General features: G+C 68.2%; 22 protein-coding genes and 4 pseudogenes. 16 read left to right on the top strand and 10 right to left on the bottom strand.

What is annotated here, in order from left to right; translation table 11 throughout:
* Nucleotides 1-96 precede the first annotated feature (96 nt).
* Nucleotides 97-456 carry an ATP-binding protein gene (locus FHS42_RS20635; protein WP_184574003.1) on the bottom strand — a complete coding sequence of 120 codons (360 nt, stop codon included), beginning with the start codon at nucleotides 454-456 and terminating at the stop codon, nucleotides 97-99.
* Nucleotides 457-1196: 740 nt separating this feature from the next.
* Between FHS42_RS20635 and FHS42_RS39500 the strand changes: the two genes are divergently transcribed.
* The 10 genes from FHS42_RS39500 (at nucleotide 1197) to FHS42_RS20585 (ending at nucleotide 12125) form a co-directional block, all read left to right on the top strand.
* Complete coding sequence (locus FHS42_RS39500; protein WP_184574002.1) at nucleotides 1197-2687, top strand: helix-turn-helix domain-containing protein; 1491 nt, start codon at nucleotides 1197-1199, stop codon at nucleotides 2685-2687.
* A complete protein-coding gene (locus tag FHS42_RS20625; protein WP_184574001.1) occupies nucleotides 2684-3427 on the top strand; it encodes an HAD family hydrolase in 744 nt (247 codons plus the stop codon). The genes FHS42_RS39500 and FHS42_RS20625 overlap by 4 nt, the downstream gene beginning before the upstream one ends.
* Nucleotides 3428-3556: 129 nt before the next feature.
* Nucleotides 3557-4771, top strand: a complete 1215-nt coding sequence (gene fxlM / locus FHS42_RS20620) for a methyltransferase, FxLD system (RefSeq protein WP_184574000.1) — start codon at nucleotides 3557-3559, stop codon at nucleotides 4769-4771.
* 83 nt (nucleotides 4772-4854) lie between these two features.
* Nucleotides 4855-5061 carry a hypothetical protein gene (locus FHS42_RS20615; RefSeq protein ID WP_184574066.1) on the top strand — a complete coding sequence of 69 codons (207 nt, stop codon included), beginning with the start codon at nucleotides 4855-4857 and terminating at the stop codon, nucleotides 5059-5061.
* Nucleotides 5062-5130: 69 nt separating this feature from the next.
* Nucleotides 5131-7983: a lantibiotic dehydratase gene (locus tag FHS42_RS20610; protein ID WP_184573999.1), complete on the top strand. Its 2853-nt coding sequence runs from the start codon at nucleotides 5131-5133 to the stop codon at nucleotides 7981-7983.
* Nucleotides 7980-9206, top strand: coding sequence for a lanthionine synthetase LanC family protein (locus FHS42_RS20605; protein ID WP_184573998.1), 1227 nt, complete (start codon nucleotides 7980-7982; stop codon nucleotides 9204-9206). Before FHS42_RS20610 ends, FHS42_RS20605 begins: the two co-directional genes overlap by 4 nt.
* A 447-nt stretch (nucleotides 9207-9653) precedes the next feature.
* On the top strand, nucleotides 9654-10763 hold the full coding sequence (locus FHS42_RS20600; RefSeq protein WP_184573997.1) for a cation diffusion facilitator family transporter: 1110 nt from the start codon (nucleotides 9654-9656) through the stop codon (nucleotides 10761-10763).
* A gap of 1 nt (nucleotide 10764) precedes the next feature.
* Nucleotides 10765-10899: a NucA/NucB deoxyribonuclease domain-containing protein gene (locus FHS42_RS39400; protein WP_184573996.1), complete on the top strand. Its 135-nt coding sequence runs from the start codon at nucleotides 10765-10767 to the stop codon at nucleotides 10897-10899.
* Nucleotides 10900-11047: 148 nt separating this feature from the next.
* A complete protein-coding gene (locus FHS42_RS20590; protein ID WP_184573995.1) occupies nucleotides 11048-11704 on the top strand; it encodes a hypothetical protein in 657 nt (218 codons plus the stop codon).
* Nucleotides 11705-11849: 145 nt separating this feature from the next.
* Nucleotides 11850-12125 carry a GntR family transcriptional regulator gene (locus FHS42_RS20585; RefSeq protein WP_184573994.1) on the top strand — a complete coding sequence of 92 codons (276 nt, stop codon included), beginning with the start codon at nucleotides 11850-11852 and terminating at the stop codon, nucleotides 12123-12125.
* A 784-nt stretch (nucleotides 12126-12909) separates the two neighbouring features.
* Here FHS42_RS20585 and FHS42_RS20580 read toward each other — a convergent pair.
* The gene (locus FHS42_RS20580; RefSeq protein ID WP_184573993.1) at nucleotides 12910-13296 is read right to left on the bottom strand and encodes an ATP-binding protein; all 387 of its coding nucleotides are present in this window, start codon (nucleotides 13294-13296) and stop codon (nucleotides 12910-12912) included.
* A gap of 848 nt (nucleotides 13297-14144) precedes the next feature.
* On the opposite strand from FHS42_RS20580, the pseudogene FHS42_RS20575 reads away from it, so the two are divergent.
* Nucleotides 14145-14255, top strand: a pseudogene (locus tag FHS42_RS20575) (MerR family transcriptional regulator); the annotation flags it as partial.
* Nucleotides 14256-14732: 477 nt separating this feature from the next.
* On the opposite strand, the pseudogene FHS42_RS37300 reads toward FHS42_RS20575, so the two are convergent.
* The 7 genes and pseudogenes from FHS42_RS37300 to FHS42_RS20545 form a co-directional block, all read right to left on the bottom strand.
* Nucleotides 14733-14923, bottom strand: a pseudogene (locus FHS42_RS37300) (IS982 family transposase); the annotation flags it as partial.
* Nucleotides 14924-15049: 126 nt separating this feature from the next.
* Complete coding sequence (locus tag FHS42_RS20570; protein WP_246495017.1) at nucleotides 15050-15367, bottom strand: hypothetical protein; 318 nt, start codon at nucleotides 15365-15367, stop codon at nucleotides 15050-15052.
* A gap of 76 nt (nucleotides 15368-15443) precedes the next feature.
* Nucleotides 15444-15671: a hypothetical protein gene (locus FHS42_RS20565; RefSeq protein WP_184573991.1), complete on the bottom strand. Its 228-nt coding sequence runs from the start codon at nucleotides 15669-15671 to the stop codon at nucleotides 15444-15446.
* A gap of 297 nt (nucleotides 15672-15968) precedes the next feature.
* The gene (locus FHS42_RS20560) at nucleotides 15969-16883 is read right to left on the bottom strand and encodes a cupin domain-containing protein (RefSeq protein ID WP_184573989.1); all 915 of its coding nucleotides are present in this window, start codon (nucleotides 16881-16883) and stop codon (nucleotides 15969-15971) included.
* A gap of 229 nt (nucleotides 16884-17112) precedes the next feature.
* Entirely contained in the window at nucleotides 17113-17790 is a 678-nt protein-coding gene (locus FHS42_RS20555) for a tRNA-dependent cyclodipeptide synthase (RefSeq protein ID WP_184573987.1), read from the bottom strand.
* Between the two features lie 518 nt (nucleotides 17791-18308).
* Nucleotides 18309-18560: a hypothetical protein gene (locus tag FHS42_RS20550; protein WP_184573985.1), complete on the bottom strand. Its 252-nt coding sequence runs from the start codon at nucleotides 18558-18560 to the stop codon at nucleotides 18309-18311.
* A 238-nt stretch (nucleotides 18561-18798) separates the two neighbouring features.
* Nucleotides 18799-21912: an AfsR/SARP family transcriptional regulator gene (locus FHS42_RS20545; RefSeq protein ID WP_184574060.1), complete on the bottom strand. Its 3114-nt coding sequence runs from the start codon at nucleotides 21910-21912 to the stop codon at nucleotides 18799-18801.
* Here FHS42_RS20545 and FHS42_RS37295 point away from each other — a divergent pair.
* The 5 genes and pseudogenes from FHS42_RS37295 to FHS42_RS20525 form a co-directional block, all read left to right on the top strand.
* Nucleotides 21805-22416: pseudogene (locus FHS42_RS37295) on the top strand (NADPH-dependent FMN reductase); the annotation flags it as partial. The gene FHS42_RS20545 and the pseudogene FHS42_RS37295 sit on opposite strands and share 108 nt — an antisense overlap.
* A 150-nt stretch (nucleotides 22417-22566) precedes the next feature.
* Nucleotides 22567-23565: an NADP-dependent oxidoreductase gene (locus tag FHS42_RS37290; RefSeq protein ID WP_246495072.1), complete on the top strand. Its 999-nt coding sequence runs from the start codon at nucleotides 22567-22569 to the stop codon at nucleotides 23563-23565.
* A gap of 44 nt (nucleotides 23566-23609) precedes the next feature.
* Complete coding sequence (locus tag FHS42_RS20535) at nucleotides 23610-23750, top strand: hypothetical protein (protein WP_184573981.1); 141 nt, start codon at nucleotides 23610-23612, stop codon at nucleotides 23748-23750.
* Nucleotides 23751-23902: 152 nt separating this feature from the next.
* Nucleotides 23903-24730 carry an NAD(P)H-binding protein gene (locus FHS42_RS20530; protein ID WP_184573979.1) on the top strand — a complete coding sequence of 276 codons (828 nt, stop codon included), beginning with the start codon at nucleotides 23903-23905 and terminating at the stop codon, nucleotides 24728-24730.
* 595 nt (nucleotides 24731-25325) lie between these two features.
* Nucleotides 25326-25664, top strand: a complete 339-nt coding sequence (locus tag FHS42_RS20525; protein ID WP_376772643.1) for a restriction endonuclease — start codon at nucleotides 25326-25328, stop codon at nucleotides 25662-25664.
* Between the two features lie 9 nt (nucleotides 25665-25673).
* Here FHS42_RS20525 and FHS42_RS37285 read toward each other — a convergent pair.
* Nucleotides 25674-26305 (bottom strand): annotated as a pseudogene (locus tag FHS42_RS37285) (transposase); the annotation flags it as partial.

The raw sequence follows: 26305 nt of genomic DNA, 5'->3' as shown, positions 1-26305 counted from the left end.
CATCCCCCAGGATGCCGCCCTCGGTCAGCACCACGTCGCAGGGCCGACACGACAGAAGACCCGGCAGGTCAGCACGGTGAGCACCAGGGGCCCGGGTCACGCCGCCTCCCCGTAGGCCACTTCGGCCCAGACCCGCTTGCCCGGACCTGGATCAGCGTGGTCGTAGCCCCACCGCGTGGCCACCGCTTCCACCAAGAGCAGCCCCCGGCCGCACTGCGCCGTGTCACTCGCCTGCCGCAGGCACGGGGCCGAGTCGGACGTATCCAGGACATCGATGTGCACCTGGGTCGCCTGGCACCACACAGCAACGGTTACCCCCGAGTGCAGCAGATCGCCCGTGCCATGTCTGATGGCGTTGGTGACCACCTCACTGGTTACCAAGGCGGCGGCATCAATTGCCTCCGGGTGACCCGCACTGATCAGGCACTCGGCCACATGGCGACGGGCCTCAGCCACTGAACTCTCAACAGCCCGCAAAGCGCACACTCCTGTACCGCGTCCCACCGGCCGAGGGCCTGCCGGCCGAGGGCCTGCTGCGGGCAGGCCACCGTGGACGCTGGAGACAAAAGCACCGTGACGCTCCAGCCACACGACCATTTCTTCGCGCTCACTGGCCGTCCACCACAGCATCACGGGCGACCACGTCACAACACCCCTCGCCAGTCCCAACTCGACCAGCGCCTGCGCGTTCGTCCACCCAGGCCGACAGGCGTACTCGTCCCCGGCCGCCACATCCTCGAACTGCGCGACCGCGCGATAACCGCGCCTCCGCAGGTGGCGTTTCACCTGCCATGCCCATGGGCGCGATCCGGCCGACTGCCCCGGTGACCAGCAGACGTAGACCACTACAGGCGTGGTGCCCGAGGAAGACGATGTGAAGGGACCCGCAGCCAGACCGTGGGCGAACGGTGCAGCCGCGGTAGCGGGTGGTGGAGTAGTTCGGGCCATGGCGTTCCTCATCAGTGAGTGTCCAGGCGAAGGCCCCCGCTGTTCTTGTCGTCGTCTGCGGATTATTCGAACGTTCGTGTTCGACGCATACGGGGGCAACCGCCGAAGTGGCGGCCGGGTGAGCTGTGCGCATAAGTGTGGGGGCGGCCGGATCAGATATTGATCGCTGGTGCGATATCGCAACTGCGATATCGGCTGTGGGCTAGGCTGTTGATCTCTCCACCGTCGGGCCGGAGAAAGCGACACACATGAGAAACACTCGCGTTTGCGATCAGTGCGGAAGCGCGCTGAGCCAGTACAACCCTTCTCTGATCTGCACTCTCTGTTCTCGTACCGGCATAGTTGCTCAGGTGCCGGACAGGGCTTGGCGCGACGATCGAGTCCAACGCGCCCTGCGTGAATGGGACTTCGGCGAGCTTCTGCGTCACCTGCGCCGCCGTTCGGGGTTGACTCAGATGGCCATGTGCTCTCTTGCAGGGTTCACACAGTCGTACGTGTCCGACCTGGAACGAGGGCGCAAAGAACTGAGCGGACCATCCGCGATTATCGATCTCCTAAACGGGTTAGGACTTCCTGCGGACTTACGTCCGCTATTGCTCGCCCCCTTACACGGGAGGGCACGCCAGTCCGATATGCACCGTGATGACCCCGCCCTGCCCTGGACGCCCGACCGTATGGTGACCTCACTGGAGATCGCTGTCGGAGGTGCCATGAAACGGCGCGGCGTCCTGGCTCTTAGCGGAGCTGGGCTCATGCATTACGTCCTGCAATCGTCTATTGCTCCCGCAAGCGCGGTAGCCTCACCACCGCTAGAGCCAGACGGCGTGCAGGTGTCAGGTTCTCTGATTGATTCGCTGCAAGCGACCACCGATGCACTGCGACACATGGACGCCACCAAGGGCAGCGGGACGCTGGTGCCGACCGCAACGAACCACCTGAAGATGTTGCTGAACCTGGTGAAGCAGTCGAGCCACGACGACCGCACCCGGCGCCGCCTCGCGGCGGTCACTGCCGATACCGCGATGCAGACAGGTTGGTACACCTTCGACGGCGGAGCACACGCAGAGGGGCAACGGTTCTTCCTTGCAGCCCTGCGCGCCGCTCACGCCTCTGGCGACCCACGCCTCCGCGCCGGGGCCCTCGCCTTCCTGGCCATCCATGCGTACTCCGTTGGCGATCCGCGGGACGCCGTCACCGCCGCTCTCGCTGCTCGTCAGAGCATCGGCATGCACGATGCGCCCGCGCTTCACGCCATGCTGGCGACACGGCAAGCGCGCGGTCATGCTCGCCTTCGCGAGGCACGGCAGGCTGAGGCCGCATTGGACGAAGCACGAAGCCTGTGCGCCGAGGGAAGAGGCGAACACGACCCGCACTGGCTGTACTGGATCAACCCAGGCGAGATTCTTGGGCAAACCGGCAGTTGTTACCTCGAACTAGGTCAGCCTGCGAAAGCAGCAGTGGCCTTCAAGTCCGCGCGAAGTTGCCTCAACCGGAAGGAAGCCCGTACACACGCACAATTTCTCTCCCGTGCAGCGACCGCACAGTTGCAGGCCGGTGATGTCGATGGCGGATGCGTGATCGGTCAAGAGGTCCTCACCCTCGCCGAAGACATCCGCTCAGCCCGGCTCGATGAGCACCTTCGGTCCATGCTCGCGCAAGCCTGCCAATCTGACTCCCTTCCCTCCCGCGAGCTGGTGGAGCGCGGCACCGCCTCCCTCACCGAACGGGTCGCCTCGTGATCTTGGTGCTATGGGACATCGACCGTACGTTGCTCTACGTCGGTGACACCGACCGACTGGTCTACCGCGAGGTCTTCCGCGACACCGTGGGACGCGAGGCGACAAAGCTCCCTGCCCGCGGCACGGGCCTGACGATGCCGTTGGCCGTGCGCGAACTACTCCTTACCAACGACGTGCCCTTTACCGACGTGGACGCGCTCACGAAGCACATCGTGCAACAGCTGCCTGACCGTCTCGCCCATCACCACCAGGCCCTAAGCGCTAACGGGCACCTCATGCCCGGAGCCGTCCAAGCGCTCAGCGCAGTGCGAGGCGCCCCGCATCTAATCCCATCCATCGTCACCGGCAACCTCAAGGCGAGCGCTGAGATCAAGCTGACCGCGTTCGGTCTCGATGCCTTCGTGGAGATAGCCCTCGGCGGGTACGCATCAGATGACCCACACCGCCCCCACCTGGTTTCCATCGCTCAACAGCGAGCTACAGCGGCTTATCGACGCGCCTTCGACCGGCGTAACACTGTGATCGTCGGCGATTCGTTACAGGACGTCAGCACAGGGCGAGAAGGTGGCGCGCATGTCATCGGTGTCGCCTCTGGCACCACCTCGCGAGAGGCGCTGATCGAAGCGGGGGCTGACCACGTCATTCCAGACCTGACGGACACCCGACGACTGCTGAAGCTGATTGCTGAAACGGGGAACCATACGAGCCCTTGCATCACACCCACGGGCTGGCAGCAATGACGTCAGGCCACACGTCCACTTTGGCTGGAGTGCGTTGGTTGGGGGTCCATCGCGGCATTGCGCCGTGCTTACATAGCGGCTTACCCCAGATATCAAGGCCCTGCGCTATGCGGGCAGAGGACGGTGTGCGTGCCGAAGACGGGTGTTGGTGTGCTCGCGCATGCGGATCTGCGGGAGCGGATGGTGACCGACCTGCGGGCGCGGGGGGCGATCTGCTCGCCTGAGGTCGAGGCAGCTTTTCGCGTGGTGCCTCGACATGCGTTCGCACCCGAGGTGAGTGCTGGGGAGGTCTACGGGGCACCGGAGGCGATCTTCACGAAGCACAACGCCGCGGGTAGACCAGTGAGTTCGCTTTCCGCGCCCTGGTTGCACGCGCGGATGCTGGAAGCTGCCCAGGTAGCGCCGGGGATGACGGTGCTGGAAATCGGTTCGGGGGGATGCAACGCCGCGCTGCTGGCTGAGCTGACGCAAGACCAGTCCTTGGTGACATCGACCGATATCGATCCGGACATCACCGAGCGTGCCCGCACGCTGCTGGACCAGGCCGGGTACGGCCGGGTGCGGGTGCGGCAGGCCGACGGCGCGCAGCCGTTGCCGGGCGCGCCGACACGGGGGTTCGATCGCATTTTGGTCACTGTCGGCGCCGCCGATGTGCCTGTGGCCTGGTGTGACCAACTCGCGGCAGATGGGCGGCTGGTGGTTCCGCTGCGCTTTCGCGGCATGTCGCGCACCATTGCCTTCGGCCGCGAGGAAGCGCATCTGCGCAGTGACGCGCTGATCGTCAGTGGCTTCGTGGCCATGCAGGGCAGTAGCGCGCACGCTCCCCGCGTCGTGCAGCTGGCCGGCCGCGAGGTGCGGTTGACGGTGGATGAGGACCAGGTGGCCGACGAGAAATCACTGGTCACGGCTTTCACCGGCCCCAAGCATGAGCAGTGGACGGGGGTGGAGCTGGGGGCGGCGGGCGGTGTGTTGCCGCGGTTGGAGGTGTGGCTGGCGGGCGCGGTCGCCCCGTACGGCAGGCTGCGCGCGACACAGGAGGCGGCCGAGCAGGGCCTGGTCGGCTGGGTGCTGGGCACAGGGATGCCCGCGGTGTGGAACGAGGACTCGCTGGCCTATCTCACGCTGCGGCAGGTGCCGCAGGTGCGCCCTGAGCGGTACGAGTTGGGGGTGATCGCCCACGGGCCCGGCCGTGAGCAGCTTGCCACCTACCTCTGCGAAGCGGTGCGCTGTTTCGACCGGCACGCCACCAAGGAGCCGGTGGTGCGTGCCTACCGTTCCGGCGACCGGCGCACCCCGGGCGGGGTCATGGTGGACAAACCCAGCGTGCGCCTGTCCATCACCTGACATGGCGGGGCCGCCGGTAGCCAGGGGGCCAACTTCGCTTCTCTGGGCGGCGTGCCCGGAGGGTAGAGGAAAGGGGAATGGGGATGGCAGCACCGCAATCCGCGCACTTACGACCGGTCGAGGAGATGGGCGAGTCTTCGTCGGCGCTGGCCGATGCTTTCGAGTTGGACCCCACCGGGTGTGACACCGGACGGCTGCTTGTCTGGCTCGGGGGTGGTGAGGAGGAGGGCGACACCACGGGAGACGGCTGCGGGGAGTCTCCGCCGCAGGGCCCGACGACCGGCTGCTGACACAGCCCCGGGGCCGGGCACGGTGGTGCCCGGCCTCTCCGGTCGGCGTGAGGGAAAGGGAAGAACCAGGTGCGCGGTGTCTTCGTTCACAGCCCGATGGCGATGGCCCGTATCCCCCTGCGGCCAGGCGCCGGTGGCGAAGAGGCTGATGGCGAGGCGTTGCTGGAGGAAGGCATGTTCTTAGCCAGCCGCAGCGCCGAGCAAGCCCAGGCCACCGAGCGTGGCCGCGTTACGCGACGAGCCTACGATCTGCGCTCGCGTACCCGCACGACCCCGCACGGGATATTCGCGGCAGTCGCCGCTGCCCCGCTGACCGCCTCCACCTCCGTGCTGCGTCTGGGGGACGCGCACCGGGCCGTGACCGTGCCCAGCCCAGCCCTCCTGGCCGAAGTCGCCAACCGGGCGCTGCGGGTGGAGCCGGAGTTGCTTTTTGCCCTGACCTTGACCGCCGCCCCGTGGGCCGCCACGCGCGGGGACCGGCTGGAGGCGGGATGCCCCGCCCCCGGAGGGATGCAGCCGGCGAGCGTGCGCGCCACCACGGTCTCGCTGTGGCTGCTGAGCGCCAGCCGCGACGGCATCGCGGCCACCGACTTGATCGCCACGCTGATGCGCCGCCATCCTCGCGCCGCCGAACAGCACGCCCGGCGCGCGGTACTCGACATGATCGACACCGGTCTGCTGCTGACCGACCTGGTCCCGGCCAACGCAGGCACCCATCCTTTGCGGCACCTGCTGGCCAAGATGCCGGCCACCGCCGCCGTACGGCCGGCCCTGGACCGATTGGATCAGATCCTGGCCCGCTGCGACGAGCTGGCGCCCGGCGCCATGGCACGGCGGGCGCTGCTGGCACAGGCCCGCGAGGTAGCCGACGCCCTCTATCCCACACACCGGCCGCTGGTCGTGGACACCGTGGCCGACGCGGAGATCGCCCTGCCGCCGAAGGTGGGGGAGAAAGCCGCCCAAGCTGCGGGCGTGCTGTGGCGCATCGGCCACCGGCACGGTCCCCTGATCGACTACCACCGGCGCTTTTGTACCGTCTACGGTCGCCACCGGCTCGTACCGCTGCGCGAAGTCCTCGACTCCGTCACCGGCCTGGGTCCCCCCGGCCCCGCCGACGCACTCGGCAGACAGGAAGAGCCCAGGCAACAGCGCACCGCTGCGCTCGCCCGCCTCCTAGCCGACGCTGTCTCCTCGCCTGACGGTGAACTAGTCCTCGGTGAAGAGGACATCGACCAGCTCGCCAACCCCTCTGTGCTCCCTCCACCGCGCACAGCCGAGATCCATGTCCAACTCCTGCGCGCTCAAGGCGGCGTGCGGATCGCGGTGCGCCCGGGCACCGGTTCGCAGACGGCCGGCGCAGCTCCCGGGCGGTGGATACGCCACCTCCCCCACCTAGCACCCCGCCAGGACCGCGATGTCGGCAGCGGGACGATGACCGCGGAGATCGTCTGCCGCCCGGGCACCGGCCCGGCCAGCGCCCTGTCCGCCGAGACCGGCGCCGCCCCCTGGCGCATCCCGCTCGGCGTCCCCGCCCGCCCCGGCGACCTCATGCTCGACGACCTCGCGCTGACCACCAACGGCACCCACCTGATCTTGTGGTCCACCGTCCACCACCGGCCGGTCGCCTCCGTGCTCTACAACCGCCTCGCACCCCAACACCTGCCTCCGGCCGCCTACCTGCTCCACCTCCTTGGCCACGCCGATGCCCGGCCGTGGCACCCATGGTCCTGGTACCCGCTCACCTACTGGCCCGCCACCCCGCGCGTGCGCTACCGCGACATCCTCCTCGCGCCCGCACGCTGGCGCATACCCGAGCCCCTGGCCGCAGCCGCCGCTCACCGCGCCGCCTTCGACGCACACTTGACCGCCTGGCACACCCATACCCGCCCGGCGCCACCGCCTGTCCTCGTCGCAGAGGAGGCCGACCGTCACCTCCCCCTGGATCTGCGCCACGCCGATCAACGGGAACTGCTGCGACGCAGCATCCACCGCGGCACTCGCACCCTGGCCGAGCCCATGGCCCCCCTCGCGGAACAGACCGTAGTCGAAGGCCCCAACGGCGCCCGCCACTTGCTCGACCTCGTCGTCCCCCTCACCCGGCGCCACGCCCCACCGCCCGCGCTCCCCGATCCGCGAGCCGCACTGCGCACCCCGGGCAGCGGCGCCTACCTGCCCGGCAGCCAGTGGCTCTCCGCCACCCTCACCGCGCCCGCCCGCCTCCACGACACCGTCTTGAGCGAACTCACCCCGCTGCTCACCCACCTTGCGCCACAGGTGAACCGCTGGTTCTGGTTGCGCTACACCACCCCCGCCCTGGGCCCCCACCTGCGCCTGCGCTGGCACGCCGACCCCCAGACCCTCGCCGGCCTCGTACAACCACAACTCGCCGAGGACACCGACCGGCTCCACCGCCGCGGCCTCCTGCCCACAGGCGCCCTGCGCCTGGAGCCCTACGCGCCGGAGATCGAACGCTGGGGCGGCCCGCACGCCATCACCGCCGCCGAGCACCTCTTTTGCGCCGACAGCCGCCTCGCACTGGCCGCCCTCGTCCACACCGAAGATCAACGCCTCCTGCTGGCCGCCATCAGCGCCGCCGACATCGCCCGCACCCTCGCGCCCGACCACGCCCACCTCGCCCTGGCCCCTGGCCGCCTCACCCCGCTCCAGCGCCGCCGCCGCGACACGCTCCGCCCCCAACTGACCCAGGCCACGACCACCTTGCTCACCGAAGCCGACTTGGCCACCGCACACACCGAACGCCACACTGCGCTCACCACCTACCGCGACACCCTCGCGCCACCGCACGCCGCGCGGTGCGCCAGCGACGTCATCCACCTACACGCCAACCGCATGCTCACCACCGACCCCGGGCACGAACACCTCATGCGGAGCCTGGCCGCCGACCTCCTCCACCGACCATGACCACCACCGATCTGCGTGCTCGTGCCGCTCAGCGAGCGCTGGAAATCGCACGCGACCTCCGCGACCCCGAGACCATCACCGCCGCACTCACCCCACGGGCCGCCCACACCCTGTGCTACGGCCTGGCCGGTACCGCTCTGCTGCACGCCTGCCTCGCCGAAGCCGAACCCGGTTCGACGGCCACGGCCACGGCCCACTGGGACGCGGCGGCCCGCCACCTGGGCACCGCGCCCGCAGACGGCATCTACACCGGACCCGGAGCGCTCGCCGCCTCATTGATCATCGGAACCGGCTACCTGCCACCCCACGACCCCCACCACGCCCTGCTGCCCCGAGCCACCACCTGGCTCGCCGCACGCGCCATCGCCCTCGCCGACCACCACCACCGTCGCGCCGCCCACCAACAGGCCACACCCTGGGCCATCTACGACGTCATCAAGGGCCTGACCGGCATCGGCCGCGTCCTGCTGGCCGCCCACCACCGCGGGCACCACCACCAGGCCCAACCCGGACTGCACGCCGCCCTCACCGCCCTGACACACCTGACCCTCACACCCCAGGGACAGCGCCCGGGATGGTGGCTGCCCGCCGAGCTCCACCCATCCACCGTCCGCGCCCCGGCCAGCGGCGCGGCAACCACCGGACTCGCCCACGGCATCGCCGGCCCCCTGGCACTGCTGGCCACCGCCCACCCCGCCGGACACACCGTCGCCGGACAGGTCGAGGCCGTCCACACCGCCGCCCAGTGGCTCCTCACCTGGCGCAGCCCCAACCTCACCTGGCCACCCCACATCAGCGGCGACGCCCTTGCCCGCGACGAACAGCCCGCAGGCACCCCCAGGGGGCGCACTACCGCCTGGTGCTACGGAGTCCCCGGCATCACCACCGCCCTGGCCACCGCCCATCAGGCACTCGCCAAGCCCGAACTCCACCAAACGGCGCACGCCGCCATGCGAGCGCTCGCCGAACGCCCAGCGATCCACTGGGACACCGAAGGCTCCGCCTTGTGCCACGGCACGGCCGGAGTCCTCCAGTGCGCCCGACGCCTCCCCTGCCCCGCAGTGACCGACCGCGCCGCCCCCACCACCGTGGACGCCCCGCCCCGCCGCCGAACACCCGGCTTCCTCACCGGGCGAACCGGAACAGCACTGGCCCTGGCCGACCTCGCAGGCATCCTCCCCGCACCACCCGACGCCTGGGACAGCCTCCTCCTGCTGTCCTGACGACGGCGACGGCGCTAACCGACCTCGGCGGTCGGCGATTGCCGGGCTGGTGGGCCCCGACCGGAGCCACGAGCCGGCTGCCCCGGCACCCATCACCGAGCGCGGCGGTTTCGATCGAGTGTCTTGCGCGCCCTCGCGTCAGCGCCGCCCTCGGCCTCGGCGCGGCCGGCCTTCCCGGCATCTGAGCCGATCGCACGTACCGGCCGGGTGTCGGCAGAGACCACGGTGTCCGGGGGTTGCTGAGCGACCCGGGCGCAGAGCAGATCCTTCCCGTCGCACACCTGCCGGGAATCCGTCCCGTCCCGGTGGGCGCCCGGGGCAGGAGGGGTGTGAGCTGGTGGTTGTCGGCCAGATGCCCGGCGTGCGCTGTTGCGAGAGCATCGCACCTGGTCAGGGTGGGTATGACGGCTGTAGCTGCAATCGAATCCGTGTGCCACGGTGAGATTTATGGAGGGGAATCGGCACACTCACACGCACGACCACCACCACGACCACGACCACGGGCGCGGGTCTGCGCAGACGGCGCACCGGCACGGGCTTTCGCTGCCGGCCCGGCTGCGGCACCAACTCGCGCACCTGGTGGCCCCGCACAGTCACGAGGCCGTCGACAAGGTCGACGCGGCGATGGAGACTTCCCGGGAGGGGATGCGCACACTGTGGATCTCCCTGGCCATCCTGGGGATCACCACCGTCGTCCAGGCGGTGATCGTCGCCCTGTCGGGGTCGGTGGCGCTGCTCGGCGACACGATCCACAACGCCGCTGATGCGCTGACCGCGATCCCGCTCGGGATCGCGTTCGTCCTGGGGAGGCGGGCGGCGAACCGCCGCTACACCTACGGCTACGGCCGGGCCGAGGACCTGGCCGGCATCCTGATCGTGGCGACCATCGCTGCATCGGCGGCATTGGCCGCCTGGGTGGCCGTCGACCGACTGATGAACCCCCGCGATATCACCCACCTGTGGGCCGTCTCGGCGGCCGCGCTGACGGGGTTCGTAGGCAACGAGTGGGTGGCCCGCTACCGCATCCGCACCGGGCGGAAGATCGGTTCTGCCGCGCTGGTCGCGGACGGGCTGCACGCCCGTACCGACGGCTTCACTTCCCTGGCCGTCTTGCTGGGTGCCGGCGGCGCCGCGGTGGGTTGGCAGGCGGCCGACCCGGTCGTTGGCCTGCTGATCACCGCCGCGATCCTGCTGGTTCTCAAGGACGCCGCCCGTGAGGTCTACCGCCGCCTGATGGACAGCGTCGACCCCGCCCTGGTCACCACCGCCGAGCAGACCCTGCGCGGCGTGCAGGGAGTACGGGGCATCGGGCCGTTGCGGATGCGGTGGATCGGGCACGCCCTGCGCGCCGAGGCCGACATCGTCGTCGACGCGCACCTGACCGTGGTCGAGGCCCACGAACTCGCGGTCGCCGCCGAGCACGCCCTGATCCACGCGGTCCCGCGGCTGACCGCCGCGACCGTCCACACCGACTACCTCCCCGCCCCCGGCCACGACCCGCACCAGGCCCTGGCCCATCACGGCGATCGCCCCGCGGGCGTTGTCAGTGGCGGCTGAGATGAAGCCCGGTAAGGGAAAGTCCTGCGATGAGTACCCCTTCGCTCGCACGCACGAGGGCGGCACGAAGCTTCCAAGGAGAGCCGTGGTGTCGCAGCCGTGCCCAGGGGTGAGCAGGACCAACGAGGCGGCATGACCACCGCCTTCAACCTCAAACAGCGCGTGCTGGAACGCGAGGCATTCTGGGTCTTCGTCTGATCTGCGCACCACCCGTAGCACGCCGCGGTCCCTGTTCTCGATGATGAGAACAGGGACCGCGGCGCCACGCCTAGGAAAGAGAAACGATGTCCGACCAAAGGGACATGCGGATCAGCATGTCGCACTCCCAGTACGTCCTGTACGGAGCGCACGCCGAGCCTGTGGAGCTGACAGCGGAAGACCTCACAGGCGGCAACGGCTTGGTCTCGGTCAACTCCGCCGGCACCTACATCAGCGTCATGACCGGTACGTCCTGGGGCAACGTGGACCTCACCATCCAGGTGACGAAAGAAGAACCAGCGCAGCACGTGGACGGCTGGAACGAGATCGTAGACGTCAGCATGCACGTGCCCCTTGGCGAACTCAACATCGGCGATGTGACCGCCGACTGCATCGAAGAGCTTTGCCTACCGACCGGCAACGAGCCCCGATGGTGGCGAGTGCGCGTCCATGCACGCGGCCGTGACGCAGCAGCAGAAGAAGGAGACATGTGGGCGGAAGAGGGAGACACAGTCCTGGAACAGCACCTGCTGCAGCTTTGGCCAGCGCCGCCAGCCCCAGAGGTCCGCCACAAGCTCACCGACGAAGTCGGGGCCAACGTACGCAACCCCGACCTCGACCAGCACACCCCGGCCAAGGCAGCAAAAGCACAAGCCGCCCCACCCGAGCAGCCACGCTCTTACCCGCTGCCGCACCACACAGTGACCACCAGCCTGCACACGCACGACTCCTGCGAACAATGAGGACACGGGCTACGGATCATCCGCGAACCTCGGGCGGGGCCAGGGGGCTGGCGGTGATGTCGTACAGCATCGGGTGTTCCTCCAAGCTGGCAGGCGAGGTCGGGTCACGGCGCCGGTGGCGTCACACCCAGAGGTGAACCGGGCGATGAGCGTCCTGGCGGCCAAGGGACTGGTGCGGCCCCGGCAGGGGCGCGGAACGGTCGTAACCCGGCTCCCGCCGGTCTCCCATTCGGCCACCGCGGGGCACGACCCGGCTGATCAGATTCTGGCGCTGGGGCTGGAGCCCCGGTACGAGGTCGTTGTCCAGCGGGCCGAGCCGCCAGACGATATCGCTGACGTCCTGGGCGTCGAACCCGGACAAGCCAGCTATCTCGTGCGCAGGAGTCGGCTGCTCGCCAGACCACAAGCTGGTTCCCCCTGACGGTCGCGCAGAACACCGTGCTGGAAGAGCCGGTCCCGCTCACTCCGGGCGCTGCGAGGGCCGTCTTGATCGGTCTGGGCTTCGCGCAGACCCATCTCGACGAGCGGACCACCCCCAGCCGCCTGCCTACGGAGGCCGAGACCCGCGCACTGGAAATCTCTCCGGAGCGCAGGGTGACCGACATCCGGCGCACCGGCCGGACCGCTGACGGGCGTGCCGTCGAGATCACCACCATCATCACCCCGGCCCACTACCTCGGAGCGACGGCCTCGGCAATCCCAGGGCATTCGAGTCCCACAACAGGTGGCTGGTCGGCCCTCGGGCCCGCAACCTCGGCTCACTGCACGCGGACATCTGGCGCGGATCGGCGGCCGAACTCGCCGACTGCGGCACGCTCGCCGTCTACCCCGTCGGAGGCTGGTGGAAGGCGAACAGGCGCAACGACCGCATCGGCCTGCCCGTCAGCTACGCCTCCTGATCTCCCTGCGCACCCCAGAGGTCTCCACCGACCTGTACGCGCCCATCGCCACCCAGCTCGGCGTGTCGATCGGGGTGGCTCCACACGCCCAGACCGAACGAAATCGTGGACGGCATCCCGATTCAGATGGAATTCGGCTGGTAGCTTCCCAGGCGGGTTCATCTGTGACACCGAGCCCCGCCCCTCGCAGTAACGCCCCGGCCCGACATCGCAGCTTCGGTTCTTCGTCGGCAGGTGCAGGCACCGGAACGCCCGAAGTTGCGCCACAGCAAAGCGGGAGAGCCGGTGGGCGTCGGCGCCCGGACGCTACCGAGCGAGGAGGGCACTTACGGTTTTGCCGTCCGCCTGGCGGTTCACGGCGGTGGCGCGCGCCAGGCGGTTGACCATGGGCCAGCCGAAGCCTCCGGTTTCGCCGCTCAGGTCGGGGGTGCGCATGCGCGGGGCCTGCGGACTGGGGTCGTGTACGGCCACCTCGATGGTACCCGGGTGCCCGGTCAGCTCCAGGGTGCAGGTCTCGCCGCCGTGACGCAGGGCGTTGGTGACGAGCTCCGAGACGACCAGCACCGCGGCGTCGGAGGCTTCGGCCGCAATCGCCGGTACGAGCCCGTCGAGGAAGTCCCGGGTGCTCTCGCGTGCGCCGGCGACGGAGGTCGCGGAGCGGAGGGTTGCGACGTTGACGCTCATCGTGTCCATCAGGTTCCCCCGGTCTCTGGATCGTCAATGCCCGGTCCTGTGCGTCTGGGGCTTGTGCCCCGGACGCGGCCCGTCAACCCGGTTCGCTCCCCCCTTCACCACTGTTCGAGGTCGATTACCTCACCACCGAATACTCGGAAATCTATGTCGGCTGGAGTAGACATTAGCCAGTGGTGTGGTTATGGTTTCTCTCGTAGCTGAGATCGACAAGGCCCGGCAGAGGCGAACTGCCGGGCAGCAGTACCGAAGTTGCAGTTCGCAGGACGGTCCGGTGGTGGAGTACCGAAGCCAGCGTTGTCGCAGGACGGCGACGGGACTGACGACCGGACTGGATGGCCCGCAGTGATTAGAGGCCGTCGTGAGCAGTACCGCAGTTCGGTAGGTGCAGTTCGCAGTACCCAGCAGTGAAGTCGAGTGAGCAGCACCTCGGTGAAGGCGTCGGCTGTGGACGCGCGCACCGGGAGGTTCGGCAGTGGGGTTCTAAGCCAGAGCAGATGCAGGACGGGCGACGGGGCTGGCTGCCGAAGAGTGGCGCTGTGTAGGCCACAGAGCAGTACGCATCACCAGCAGTAAGCAAGTGATTGACCCCAGAGGGAAGAACGGAGGAGCCAGGCGCCATCAGGATCGCCCGGGCGGAAGTCGCGAGCCCGGGTACCGCAGGACATCGATAGTGAGGTGGTCTCCGGTCGAGCAACCGCGATCCCCGCAATCCCGACAGCATCTTGATCGGGTCTGCGGAAACAGAAGGCCGGCGCAGTCTCAGGGCCGGCAGATGGTGTAGCAGTTCCTTCGGGGCCCTGGTGCCAATGGCACCAGGGCCCCTCCAGCGTGTTCCACAGAGAGGTGCGATGACAGCAGACGACTCGTTCGACTGCCTTGACGACTACGACCACCCCGCCTACACCATGGGCCGGGCCGCCGACACGCTCGGCACCACACGGGGCTTCCTCCGCGCCGTCGACTGATCGCTCATCACCCCGCGCCGCCGACCGCGAAGCTACCGGACCATCCCCCGCTGTGGACGCGAGCGGCGTGCGAGGCGATCAGTCGATGCGGTCGCTCAGGCCCAGCACCTTCGGGTCGTCGCTGGGAAGTTCCTGGGCATGCCCGGCACGTCGATGGTGCGCCCGTACACGCCAGCCAAAACTCGACAACACCGACTGGGAACTCGATCCAGTCGGCGTTGTCCGTGCGGACGACCACCGGCCATGCGTCCAGCTCCGCAGGGCTCGTCCTCCAGTAGAAGGCGTCCCCCGAATAGGACGACGCTCAGGAGATCAGACCTCCCGGCTGCGGGTAGGAAACGTAATCCTCGGTGTCTCCCATCTCGTACAGATCCTGAAGAATCTCGTCGTCCCTGGACCTAGATGAATGAGTCCAAGGGGTGTCGTTGCGGTCAGTGACCGCTTGATCGGTTGTCCGGTTTTGTCGTTGTGTCAGATTGCTGCTGTGAGCGCGAGGATTCGGCACAGGACGCGGGCCGCCGCCCGGCCGGGCTTTTGCCTCGGTGTCGTTCCAGGTCGAGCTGTCCTTTGAGGGTCTGGTTGATCGATTCGATGACCTGCCGCAGTGGTTTGAATAGGTGAGCCCCGGCCCTCTTGGCTTCCTCTTTGTGGGCCGGCCGCACAGAACGGGCGGCCATGGCGTCACGCGCCAGGCTTGCACTCGGCTCTATTTTGGCGTGCGGGGAGTAGCGGAGCAGGGATGATCGCTGCGGCGTTCAGTTTGCTGAACAAAGGAGTGCTTGTGGGTGTCAGCGTTTGATGCGGCTGCGGATGGCGAGTGCTGCCAGGGCGAGCAGGATGGGCTCGGTGAAGCGGCTGGCCATCTCTGTATAGGTGCCCCAGGTGGTGAGGTCCTGGCCGCTGGAGCGGAACACAACCGAGTTCAGCGTGACGTTGAGCGCCTTCTCGGCCCGCTTGCTGGTGAAGCGGTCGCCGGTCGGGTTCTTCGGGCCCGGTTCGGCGACGACAGCCTTCCATCCGCCATCGACCCGCTCTCGGACGATCTCCTGCTTCGGTGACTCGTTCGGCAGCCCGAGGCCCATTATCAGCAGGACCGTGGTCATCATCGCGAGAGCCAGCCAGCCGAGGGCCCGAGAGGCGCGCAGGCCGTAACCGAATACCAGCCAGTACGCCCACAGCAGCCTACGCTCGCTCCAGGCGGGATGGGTCGAGGTGGAAGGCCCCGGAGAACAGGCAGTCGGTCAGGTCGGTGTCGGTTAGGACCAGGTGCGCGGCGTCCACTTCGCGTACCGAGACCACCCGCACGCTGCTCTTGGCGCCTGCCCCGGCCAGCAGGCTTTCGTCCACCGCCTTGCCGAGGCTGGTGAAGGGAGCAGGGTGGGCGGTGACCGCCACGGGGAAGGACAGCACCGCGTGACTGAGGTCTGCGGTGGCGTAGCGCTAGCGTAAGGTCGCCGTTGACTCACACCGGGTCCTCTCGCAGCGCACCGCGCCCGCCGCGATTTCCAGCGTCACCGGTACATCGAACCCCGCACCGGACAGATCGACCGTCCCCGCACACACCAATGGCCCGAACGACGACATCACCGCAAACTGCGCCTGGCCGAAGTGGGCGTGTTGGGAGAACCGGTGACAGTGGAATACGCGAGCCGCCAGTAGCTGTACCGCTGTGCCCAGCGCCGCCGATCTACCTTGTTCCTGCGGTGTTCACCAGCGGGCGGCGACGTCGACGAGTGCCTTGCGCAGGGCGGTCCAGGACAGGTCGGAGTAGGTTTCGAAGATGCTCTCCATGTGGGTGTGTTCGTGGATGTAATGAAATTTATCCCGGGAGAGAACCGAGGGTTCGTAGGCGTCCAGGGTGAGTTCGTCCTCGTTGAGGTAGACGTGGAAGCTGGCGGCGAAGTCACCGGTGTCGTTGAGCAGCGGGGTGGGCTGCGGGCCGCCGTCCATGGGGCAGAACACTTTGTGGACGGCGTAGGTCTCCTTGGTTAGCCAGGCACAGCGGCCGGGGGTGAGAGTGGCCAGGCCGCGTTTTTCGGCGTCCCAGGACAGGTGGCTGTAGGACATGACGTCCAGTTGTCCGGCGAGGCAGTGGATGATGCCGGTGGTCTGTCCGTGGGAGTGCATCGGGGAGTAGTGCTGGGCGGGCCAGATTTCTAGCACTACAGGGGAGCCGACCAGGTCGGCGTCGGTGTCGGTGTCGTGGCCGAAGGCGCGTGCCCTGTCGTCGTACAGGCCGCGGCCTGTGCAGGCCACGCGGATGTAGGGCGGGTGGCTGGGGTCGGCTGCGGCCTTCGCGATGAGGATCTCGCGCAGCAGGCGGGGGCGTTCGGACCGGTCCTCCGAGCCCGTGCCGGGGTCAAGGAGTTCGCGGATGGCCTGGACCTCCCAGGTGGCCAGGCGGATCCCGGATGCCTTGCGGGCCAGGTCCATCACCGCGGGCGGCACCATCAGCTGGCGGGTGTACTCATCGAAGGACGATGGCTGATCGATGACCAGTGACGGAGACAACCGCTCGGCCTTCATGCGAAGCCGCCGCTCTTCCTGCCTGGTGATGTAGAAGGGAGGGGCCGGCTTCGTCGCGGACCGCGCGGCCCGGTCAAGGGTGGTTGTCGAAGTCATATGCCCAGGGTCTACGACGGTGCGACGGGCCGGCTGACGCCACGAGGCGCGCCTCACCCGATGGGCCGCACTGCTTCCCCGAACGCCGCCCGGCAGCCGTTCGTCCGGCGGCCGGCAGCGTGGCTCAGGTCTTCGCGGTGGCTCCTCACGGCACAGCCAGTCATCGGGCCGCATCCGGCGAGCCCTGCCGCGTACACCTCAGCTCAACGGCTTGCACTGGTGGGGCACCCTATGCGCGTACTCGCAGCCCGATGTATCCCTGGCCGGGAAAGGCACGGAATGCGGAGCCGTCGGTGAAGAAGTACCTAGCCTGTGACGCCGGCCGGCTGTAAGCGACGACCGCTTCTGGTACAGCGAGGATTCCTGCGGCGTTGATGGTAAATGGCAGCGCCTTCTCGCTGTGCAGGAGTCCGGTGTCGATCTGTTCTTCGGTCGGCTCCCAGCCCTTGGGCATCCGGGCCTTGAGGGCTTCGCGGGTGCCCTGGCGGTAGAGCGGCCGGTAATCGGGATGGTGGATCGCTCGCTGGATGTAGGCGTGTGCCCGGCGGTACTCAGGATGGTAAGCCCAGTCTCCGAACTCGCTGACACGAATGTCCCAGCCTTTTACGGATTCCCGGGCACGGCGAATACGCGAAGCCATCTGTCTGACGTCCGCCCGCGCCTTCCTGCACGCTTCCCTGCGCGGACGTCCCTGGCCGAGGTAGGTGGCTGTGGTCATCTGCAGATCGGACATCACCACGTCGGCGCCCTTCATCTCCTCAACGGCCCACCGCAACAGGACGGTCAAACGGGCAGCCGAGAAGTAGGGGTTGCCGGGGCTGACCATCAAGACGATGTGCTCCCGTCCGGCCAGGATGCGGGCGCAGTTGTCACTGCACGGTTCCACCTCGACCAGAGCGCAACCCATCGCATTGCCTCCCGTTGCTTCCGACCCCCTCCACCGCACCACGAAAACACCGAGATCAGCGTTGCTGACGCATTCGGGGGTCTTCGGCTCGGCGAAGAAGAATCAGTGTCAATACGCGGTGCAGAACCTGGCATCCGCGCGCCAGTCCGCCTCACCGCGCCGAGCTGGTCCAGCACCAGCCAGAGGGCTACCGCAGCCCCCACGGCCATGGCCGACGAATCCGTTTCGCTGCAGCCCGAGCGCCCGCATCGGCAGGGCTGGGCTATGTACCTCGGGCCGGCACTGAAAGCGAACCGGTTGCGGATGACTGCCCGAGACGGTGAAGAGCGATGGCGGCAAGATTGGGCCAGGCTGCGCTTGACGTACGCCGCACCTCTCGGCCGGGGTTCAGGACCGGAGAGTAGAAAGGTGCCACGAACGGCGCCGAAAGCGTCGGCGCGGCGTGCTCCTGGTCGTCGTCGCCTCAGTACGTCACCGAGATGACGTACGGGTGCGAGCGAAGCCGCCAGGCGGGTCGCTCATTCAGCAATGTCGATGTGGGCGTTCTCCGCGGGCTGTTCAGCCTTGTCTTCCTTGGGCAAGCCCAGGTCGCCGCACTGGTTGGCCGGCGCGGAAAACGGCAGGGCGAGGAGATTGGACACCACACCGCCGGACGTGTGCTGTGCGCTGGCGACGTGGGCCGAGCCGCTGTTGGCACACTGGTTGTCGTTCGTGCTGTCGCCGAAGCCGATGACCGACGTGGCATCCGCCGCGGTGGCGGTGAACGCCACCAGCCCAACCGCAGCTACAGCTACCGCGGTCCCTCGGACGGTCACGGTGAGCAGGACCTTGGCGCGGCCCGCGCGGACCTGGTCGAGGGCGGCCTGCAGCTGCCGGTGAAGCTGAGGGCAGCCCGATCGCGGAGACGCGCGGGAGGGCGGTAAGCAGCCCTGACAACGACACGTCCCGTGGCGGCAACAAGATGGAGATGGTCTTCGACGGCGGTCCGGCCGGGGGCCTGTACATGCGCTAGCCGGCCCTGGTCGGCATTGCGCTGAAAGGAAGTTCTGCTGGACCGAGATCGGCGCCTTCGGTGTAGTGGACGGCGTAGGCATTCTCCCCCAGGATGCTGCGGGCTCGGGCGGAGATGCGGTCTGTGTCGCCGCGTTCTGCTGGGGGCAGTGGAGCTCCGATGGATTCGCGGAGTGTGGTCGCCATTCCGAGGAGGCGGGCTGTTTCGGCGGCGGCCGTTTGGGCACCGGCCATGCCTTCGAGGGCCAGCGCGATCGCTCGTGGGTCGTCGATCTTGCGGGCTGCGGCGAGGCCTTCCTGGTGGAGCGAGCGGGCGCGGGGGAGGTCGCCGCGGAGTTCGGCGATGAAGCCGAGTTCGGCGAGGAGCAGGGTGACGCCGTAGAAAGGGACGCCGAAGTCGGCTTCGAGGCGCCGGTTCCATGCCAGCGAGTCGCGGAGTTGGGTCTCGGCCAGGTCGAGGTCGCCTTGGCGGCGGGCGCCGAGGGCGAGGCCGACTCGGGCGAACTCTTCGGCGAACTGGTTGGACTGCTCTGCGGCCAGGCGCATGCCGCGCTCGTGGAACTCCTTGGATCTGGCGAAGTCGCCGGTGAGCAGCGTGATCCGGCCGAGGCTGGAAAGCCGGTAGGAGACGTCCGTCCACAGGTGGAGTTCCTCGGCGATGCGCAGGCCCTCGCGATGCAGCCGGGACGCGCGGTCGTAGTCGCCGGTCACCTCGGCCAGGTAGCCGAGCATGTCCGAGGCTTGAAGCAGACCCCAGCGGTCGCCGATGTCCTCGAAGAGGGCGATGCTCTGGGTGCCGTCGCGTTCGGCCGCCGGAAGGTCGCCTCGGAACATGGCCAGCTTGGCCCGGCCGGCCAGTGCGGCGGCCACTCCCCAGCGGTCGTCCAGCGCCCGGAAGGTCGTCAGCGCCTTGCCGATCAGATCGGCGCCGGTGGCCACGTCGCCGAAATGCAGATGGGCCAGGCCCAGGAACCATTCCGCACGTGCCCGGTGCTCGGGGGCGCCGACTCCATCGAAGGCGCTCAAGGCCGTGCGGCTGTGCTGGCCGAGGTCGGTGCCGTCACCGACGAGGATCGCGAATCCGGCGTGCCAGGCGCGGGTCACGGGATCTTCGGAGCCGGCCAGGGTCAGCGACCTGTGCGCCTCCCGGTGGCGTCCGCGCAGGAACCAGTACCAGGACGCCGCGTTGACCAGGCGCACGGCGAGCTCCGTCTGCGCCGCGCCCTGCAGGTTGGCGGCCTCGGCGTCCAGCAACCGCAGCCATCTGCGCTGGTCGCGGCCCCGCAGGTGCGGCTCGGCCTCTTCGGCGAGCTCGGTGTAGAAAGTGGCGTGCCGCAGCTGGATCAGATCGAACTCGCCAACCTCTTGGAGACGTTCGCGGCAGTAGGCCGCCACCGATTCGAGCAGCCGATAGCGACCGCCGGCGAAGACGACCAGCGAACGGTCGACCAGCCGGGTCAGCAGGTCCAGGACGTCCAAATCAGGTCCGGCGCACACCTGCTCGGCGGCTTCCAACGTGCAGCCGCCCGCATGGACGGCCAGCCGCCGCAACACGATGTGCTCCGGTTCGGTGAGCAGCTCCCAGCTCCAGTCGATCACCGCCCGGAGGGTCTGCTGGCGGTCTGGGCCGCCACGTTTGCCGGTCAGCACCTTGAACCGGTCGTCCAACCGCGAGGACAGCTTCTGCACCCCCAAAGCCCGGACTTTGGTCGCGGCCAGCTCCAAAGCCAGCGGAAGACCGTCCAGCCGACGGCAGATCGAGGCGATCGCGAGAGAGTCCTCAGCGTCGGGCGTGAAGCCCGACGCACGCGCGATGAACAGCTCCGCGGCAGCGGCCTCGGGCAGCGAAGGAACCACTTCGAGGTACTCACCGGTGATGGCGAGTGCCTCTTGGCTGGTGGCCAGGATGCGGAGCCCAGGAACCCGCTGCAGCAGCAGCTCGGCCAGCTCGGCCACCGCATCGATCACATGCTCGCAGTTGTCCAGGACGAGCAGCAGTTCCTGGCCACCCAGCGCGTCCGCCAGCCGCTCGCCCAGCGAGGCAGGTGCCACCCCAGGACGTGACCCGGTCGCGGTGTCATCGCGAATCCCGAGCACGGCGGCCACGACTTCGGCGACGTCCAGGGTCTGCCCGGCCAGCTCGACCAGCCACACCCCGTCCGAGAAGCTCATCTGCCCGGCGGTCTCCAGCGCTAGCCGGGTCTTGCCGACTCCACCGGGCCCGGTCAGCGTGACCAGCCGGGCCTCGTCCAGCAACTTGCGCACCCGCGCCACTGACCCCTCCCGGCCGATCAGCGAGGTGACCGGTGCGGGCAGGTTGGTCCGAGGCCGGGCCGCCGACGTGGCCGGAGCGGGCACCGGAGCCAGTGCCGGGTCCTGTTCCAGGATCGCCTGGTGTAGCGCGGCAAGGTCAGGGCAGGGCTCCAGGCCCAGCTCCCCGGCCAGCTGCTCCCGAAGATCACTGAAGCTGGCGAGCGCCTCGTTCTGCCGTCCCGCACGGTAGAGGGCACGCAGGTGCGCCGCTCGCAGCCGCTCCCTGAGCGGATGCTGCGCGACCAGATCACCGAGCTCGTCGGCGAGCATGCCGTGTTCGCCGAGCTCAAGCCGTACCTCTGCCTGCTCTTCGAGACACGTCAGCCGCTGCTCTTCCAGCAACGCGATCGCGGCCTGACTGAACTCCTCGTCCCGGAAGTCGGCGAATGCCGGGCCCCGCCAGAGCACGAGCGCGTCGGCCAGCAGCCCTGCTCTGGCCTGAGCGTCCTCGGTCGACCGGGCCTGCGCCGTCAGAGCGGCGAACCTGCCCACGTCCAGCGCGTCCGGTGCAATCTCCATCAGATAGCCCGCCGGTCGGAGCGCCACAAGATCACGACTCCCGGGCTCCGCCTTCTCCAGCGCCCGCCGCAGCTGGGAGACCTTGGTCTGCAGGGTGTTGGACGGGTTCCCGGGTGGCTCCTCACCCCATAGATCATCGACGAGCCGGTCTGCAGAAACCGGCCTTCCCTGATGCATGAGCAGGTCGGCCAGCAACGCCCTGACCTTAAGTTCAGGGACTCTCACCGGCTTTCCGTCACTCGTCCAGACGGCCAGCGGACCAAGCACCCCGAATCGTATCCGAGCCACGATATCGGACCGTGCGAATACCCCCAGCGGATCGTGCGCGGTCCTCGGCACAGTGGTGCCCACGAGGTCGAGAGGGGGTTGGAAATGAGCAAGGACAGCCTGCGGGTAGCGATCATCATCGGGCAGGACGGAGTCGGCACTACCGCGGCCGTGTGGTTCGCCGGCCAGGCCGGTCAGCGCGATGACATCGAGGTCGACATCATCGATTTGGCCGAGGCCTGCCTGCCGGAGGCACTACCTGTGATCGGCGGCCGGGTGCCGCAGTCGGTGCAAGATCTGGCGCCGTGGCTGGCGGAGGCCGACGCCTTCGTCATCGTGACGCCCAACCGCAGCTTCCCGGCCTCCCTGAAGAACGCCATCGACTGGTATCGGGACGAATGGAAGGCCAAGCCGGTCGCCTTCGTCTCCTACGGCGACGAGTCCGGCGGCCTGCGGGCGGTCGAGCAACTCCGTTTGGTCTTCGCCGACCTGCAGGCGATGACCGTCCGCGACACCGTCATTTTCCACGACCACCGCGGCTGCTTCACCGAAGCCGGCCGTCCCCTTGAACCAGAGCGCTGCAGCACGGCCGCTCGAAACCTGCTCGACCAACTCGTCTGGTGGGCCCGTGCGCTGAAGAGCGCCAGAACTCAGGAGGAAGAAATCATGTCCGTGAACCGCGAAATCCACCTCGTCTCCCGTCCCGCCGGAGAGCCCGCACTGTCTGACTTCAAGCTGGTCGAAACCGCGATCCCGGAGCCGGGAGAAGGGCAGGTCCTGGTACGTAACACCTGGCTCTCGGTGGACCCGTACATGCGGGGCCGGATGGACGACGTCGAGTCCTACATCCCGCCGTTCCCGCTCGGTGCGGCGCTGGACGGCAGCGCGGTCGGTGAAGTCGTCGAGTCCCGCTCGGCGGACATTCCGGTCGGTGCGACGGTCGTCCACTTCCTGGGCTGGCGGGAGTACGCGGTGGTGGACGCCGCTGCCGCCACGGTCATCGACCCGACGCTCGTTCCCGCCCAGGCCTTCCTGGGAGCGCTGGGCACGACGGGCCTCACCGCCTACACGGCGCTCACCCAGGTGGCCCCGGTCAAGGAAGGCGACGTGGTCTTCATCTCCGGTGCGGCCGGGGCGGTCGGCAGCATCGCCGGGCAGATCGCCCGCAAGCTCGGCGCGAGCCGGGTGATCGGCTCGGCAGGCGGGCCGGAGAAGGGCAAGCGGCTCATCGCCGACTTCGGTTACGACGCGGCGATCGACTACAAGGCCGGGGCGCTGCCCGCGCAACTCGCCGAAGCCGCTCCCGAGGGCATCGACGTCTACCTCGACAATGTCGGCGGCTCGCACCTGGAGGCGGCGATCGGTGCGGCCCGTCCTGGCGGACGGATCGCGCTGGTCGGCGCGATCAGCGGCTACAACGAGCCGGTGCCCGGGCCCGGCAACCTCTTCCAGGCCTACACCAAGGAACTCAACCTGCGCGGCATGCTCATCACCTCCTACCTCCACCTGTTCGGCGAGTACATCCCCCAGGCGATCAGCTGGCTCGCCGACGGCTCCCTGTACACCGAGGAGACGGTGATCGAAGGCATCGACCAGGCGCCCGCCGCCTTCCTGGCCCTGCTGCGCGGTGCCAACACCGGCAAGATGCTCGTCCGCCTCGCGTAGAACCGTCCTCGCTGACCGATCTCCCATCCGAAGGAAACCAGATCATGCACGCACTCGTCGTCTCCGCGCACCCCGAGTTCTGCGGCATCACCGACGCCACCGTTCATCTGGTGTACGACACCCTCGCCGAGCCCCACTTGGCAGGAGTGGACGAGGCGGTATCGCCCACTGCCGTCGCGGCCTAAGGCCAAGTAGCCCTCGCGCCAGAGGACATGGCAAGGCCACAGAGGCATGGCGTCGGATTGCCCGCGAGTCGAACTCATCGCGGTGACCCGGCGCCATGCCCGCGCAAAGCGAATCTTCGATCAACCATTCAGCTTGAGAAGGACCGATCAACATGACCCGAACCGTCTTTGTCACCGGAGCCCGCGGAAAGACCGGCCGCGAAGTGGTGGCGCAACTCGCCGAACGCGGTGACACCGAGGTCCGCGGCGGGTCCTCGCAGAACTCACTGGAGCCGACAACGGTCGCCTTCGACTGGCGGGACCAGTCGAACTGGTACAAGGCGCTGGACGGGGTGGATGCGATCTACCTCGGACGCCCGGACGTCCAGGACGCCCCTGAGCTGATCACGCAGCTCATCGCCGCCGCACCGGGCGCTCACGTTGTCCTCGTCTCCGAGCAGGGCGCGGAGCGGGTCGCTGCCGACGGCTGGGTGCGGCGGGTCGAAGCCGCCGTCACCGGCAACGCGAGCCTCTGGACGATCCTCCGCCCGTCGTGGTTTCAGCAGGTGCTGACCGATCCACGCTACTTCCTCAACGCGATCCGCCTCGAGCGGACGATCGGCCTGTCCACTGACGGCGCGCCGATCGCCTGGGCCGACACCCGCGACATCGCGGCCGTCGCCGTGCAGGCGATCGTGGACCCCGCCACCCACCACGGCAAGGCCTACACCGTGACCGGCCCGGAGGCGGTCACCACCATCGCCATCGCGGCGGACATCTCCGCCGCGATCAGCGCCGAGGTCACCGCCGTGATCCCGCCGCTGTCGGAGACCCTCACCGGAGCCGATCCGTGGCTGGCCGAGGTCGTCGGCGACATGTTCGGCCGGGTGCACGACGGGACGTTCGCCGCGGTTAGCGACACCGTCGAGAAGGTCACGGGGCGTTCGCCGCGCACGATCAAGGAGTTCATCGCCGAGCACGCCGACCAGTGGCGCGTCTGAGACGCGCACAACCCGCACACATGAGGATCGGACACAGCACGAAAGCCCTCGTTCACAACCAAGTCGGCAAGCACATGCTGACCATGGACAGCGCGCCAGCCCCGGGGCCCGGCCCATCGCAAGCACTCATCCAAGTCGTCGCGTTCTCCTTCAATGTGTAGCGGGTGACATATCGCCACGTCGCTGATCTGGCAAACGTGCAGGTCAGGAGGGGCTCGACTCTTCGGAGTCGGGCCCATTAATTTTTTACCGTGCTGGATAGGTGCTGACTTTTCTGACCTCTCGTCACCTGTCATCACCCCTCATATCCGTACCGTGCTGGATTCGTGCTGGATGCCGACGGGACGCGCGTATGCCGGGCGCAGTCCACGGCTCCCGACCGCTCCTGTCGCCTTGTCGCGAAGCTCGCTCATGGCCTGACCGACCGACCGGCCTGACCGACCGACCGGCCTGACCGACCGGCCTGGCCGCTGGCGAAATCGGAAGACCCGGACAGTCGAAGAAACCCTGGTTGCGGTCCTTGGAGAGATCGAGATGCGAGCGGCACAAGACGCTCGGCGTAGGCAGGACGAGCAGCAGGTCCACTTTCCGGATCATGCTCGCGGAGTTCGAGGTCATGGATGACCGTCGCTTCGAGTGTGCCCTGCGGGATCTGCTGGTTCGCGACGGCGGGTCGGCCCGGGGAGTGGGCGGCGGTGGCGAGCGGGCCGTCGATGTCTTCGGTGACCATCTGTGGCGCGGCCGGATCGTGGTGCAGGCCAAGCAGACCCCCGTTGGCGGGCAGGCGGACTCGTCGGTGATGTACGCCGTGAAAGGGACGGTCGGACGTCAGCGAAGCCGATCATGCTGTCGTCGTCACCAACGAGTTTCCCCCGCGATGCCATGGCGTGGGGTATCCGGCACGGCGTCCACTGGATCGACAGGGAGAAGCTGAAACGTCGCTTCAGTTGGTGAGTCTGCGGTAGCTGTTGAGGGCTGCGGCTATGCCAACGTAAGCGAGGAACTCGGCCTTGCGTTCGTAGCGGGGGTGCAGGCGACGGTATCCGGCCAGCCAGGACACTGTTCTCTCGGTCTAGCGATGGCGGCCCAGCCGCTGTGAGAATTTGATGCCTTTGCGGGCGGTGCGGTGGCGAATGCCCTGCCTGCCTAGCCATCGGCGCAGGTGGTCGTACTCGTATCCCTTGTCGGCGTGAGGCTTAGATGGTCTGCGGCGACGCGGGTCGCGTCGGGAACGGATCGGCGGGGTGCGGCGCACCAGTGGCTTCAGGCCGAGGCTGTCGTGCATGTTGGCGCAGGGGATACCCGGCGACAAGGGCAGATCGTTCCGGTCCGTGATCAGGTGGATTTCGGTCCGTTCTTGCGGCGGTCGGTCGTATTCGGTTCGGTCAGTGGCTCCCTATTTGTGGCCCTAGGGCTGACGGGTTTGATGGCGGACCGCGACCAGTTCAGCTCGCCGCGAGCGCCGAGTTCGTCGAGAAGGATGCGATGGAGCCTGGTCCACACCAGGTCCGGGCTCCGCCGGGCGCAACTCCGGTAGACCGTTGGCCAGACCAGGCCGAGCGCTGAAGGCGACTG

The organism is Streptomyces zagrosensis, from assembly GCF_014203645.1.
Lineage (GTDB): Bacteria > Actinomycetota > Actinomycetes > Streptomycetales > Streptomycetaceae > Streptomyces > Streptomyces zagrosensis.
Note: the sequence above shows the minus strand (reverse complement) of the source record. Positions and strands in the feature narration are given on the sequence as shown.

Coding starts and splice junctions, on each gene's coding strand:
- FHS42_RS39500 (WP_184574002.1), top strand. CDS start 1,197: ATGAGAAACACTCGCGTTTGCGATCAGTGCGGAAGCGCGCTGAGCCAG.
- FHS42_RS20615 (WP_184574066.1), top strand. CDS start 4,855: ATGGCAGCACCGCAATCCGCGCACTTACGACCGGTCGAGGAGATGGGC.
- FHS42_RS20605 (WP_184573998.1), top strand. CDS start 7,980: ATGACCACCACCGATCTGCGTGCTCGTGCCGCTCAGCGAGCGCTGGAA.
- FHS42_RS20600 (WP_184573997.1), top strand. CDS start 9,654: ATGGAGGGGAATCGGCACACTCACACGCACGACCACCACCACGACCAC.
- FHS42_RS39400 (WP_184573996.1), top strand. CDS start 10,765: ATGAAGCCCGGTAAGGGAAAGTCCTGCGATGAGTACCCCTTCGCTCGC.
- FHS42_RS20590 (WP_184573995.1), top strand. CDS start 11,048: ATGTCCGACCAAAGGGACATGCGGATCAGCATGTCGCACTCCCAGTAC.
- FHS42_RS20585 (WP_184573994.1), top strand. CDS start 11,850: ATGAGCGTCCTGGCGGCCAAGGGACTGGTGCGGCCCCGGCAGGGGCGC.
- FHS42_RS20580 (WP_184573993.1), bottom strand. CDS start 13,296: ATGGACACGATGAGCGTCAACGTCGCAACCCTCCGCTCCGCGACCTCC.
- FHS42_RS20570 (WP_246495017.1), bottom strand. CDS start 15,367: ATGATGACCACGGTCCTGCTGATAATGGGCCTCGGGCTGCCGAACGAG.
- FHS42_RS20560 (WP_184573989.1), bottom strand. CDS start 16,883: ATGACTTCGACAACCACCCTTGACCGGGCCGCGCGGTCCGCGACGAAG.
- FHS42_RS20555 (WP_184573987.1), bottom strand. CDS start 17,790: ATGGGTTGCGCTCTGGTCGAGGTGGAACCGTGCAGTGACAACTGCGCC.
- FHS42_RS37290 (WP_246495072.1), top strand. CDS start 22,567: ATGTCCGTGAACCGCGAAATCCACCTCGTCTCCCGTCCCGCCGGAGAG.
- FHS42_RS20535 (WP_184573981.1), top strand. CDS start 23,610: ATGCACGCACTCGTCGTCTCCGCGCACCCCGAGTTCTGCGGCATCACC.
- FHS42_RS20530 (WP_184573979.1), top strand. CDS start 23,903: ATGACCCGAACCGTCTTTGTCACCGGAGCCCGCGGAAAGACCGGCCGC.
- FHS42_RS20525 (WP_376772643.1), top strand. CDS start 25,326: ATGCTCGCGGAGTTCGAGGTCATGGATGACCGTCGCTTCGAGTGTGCC.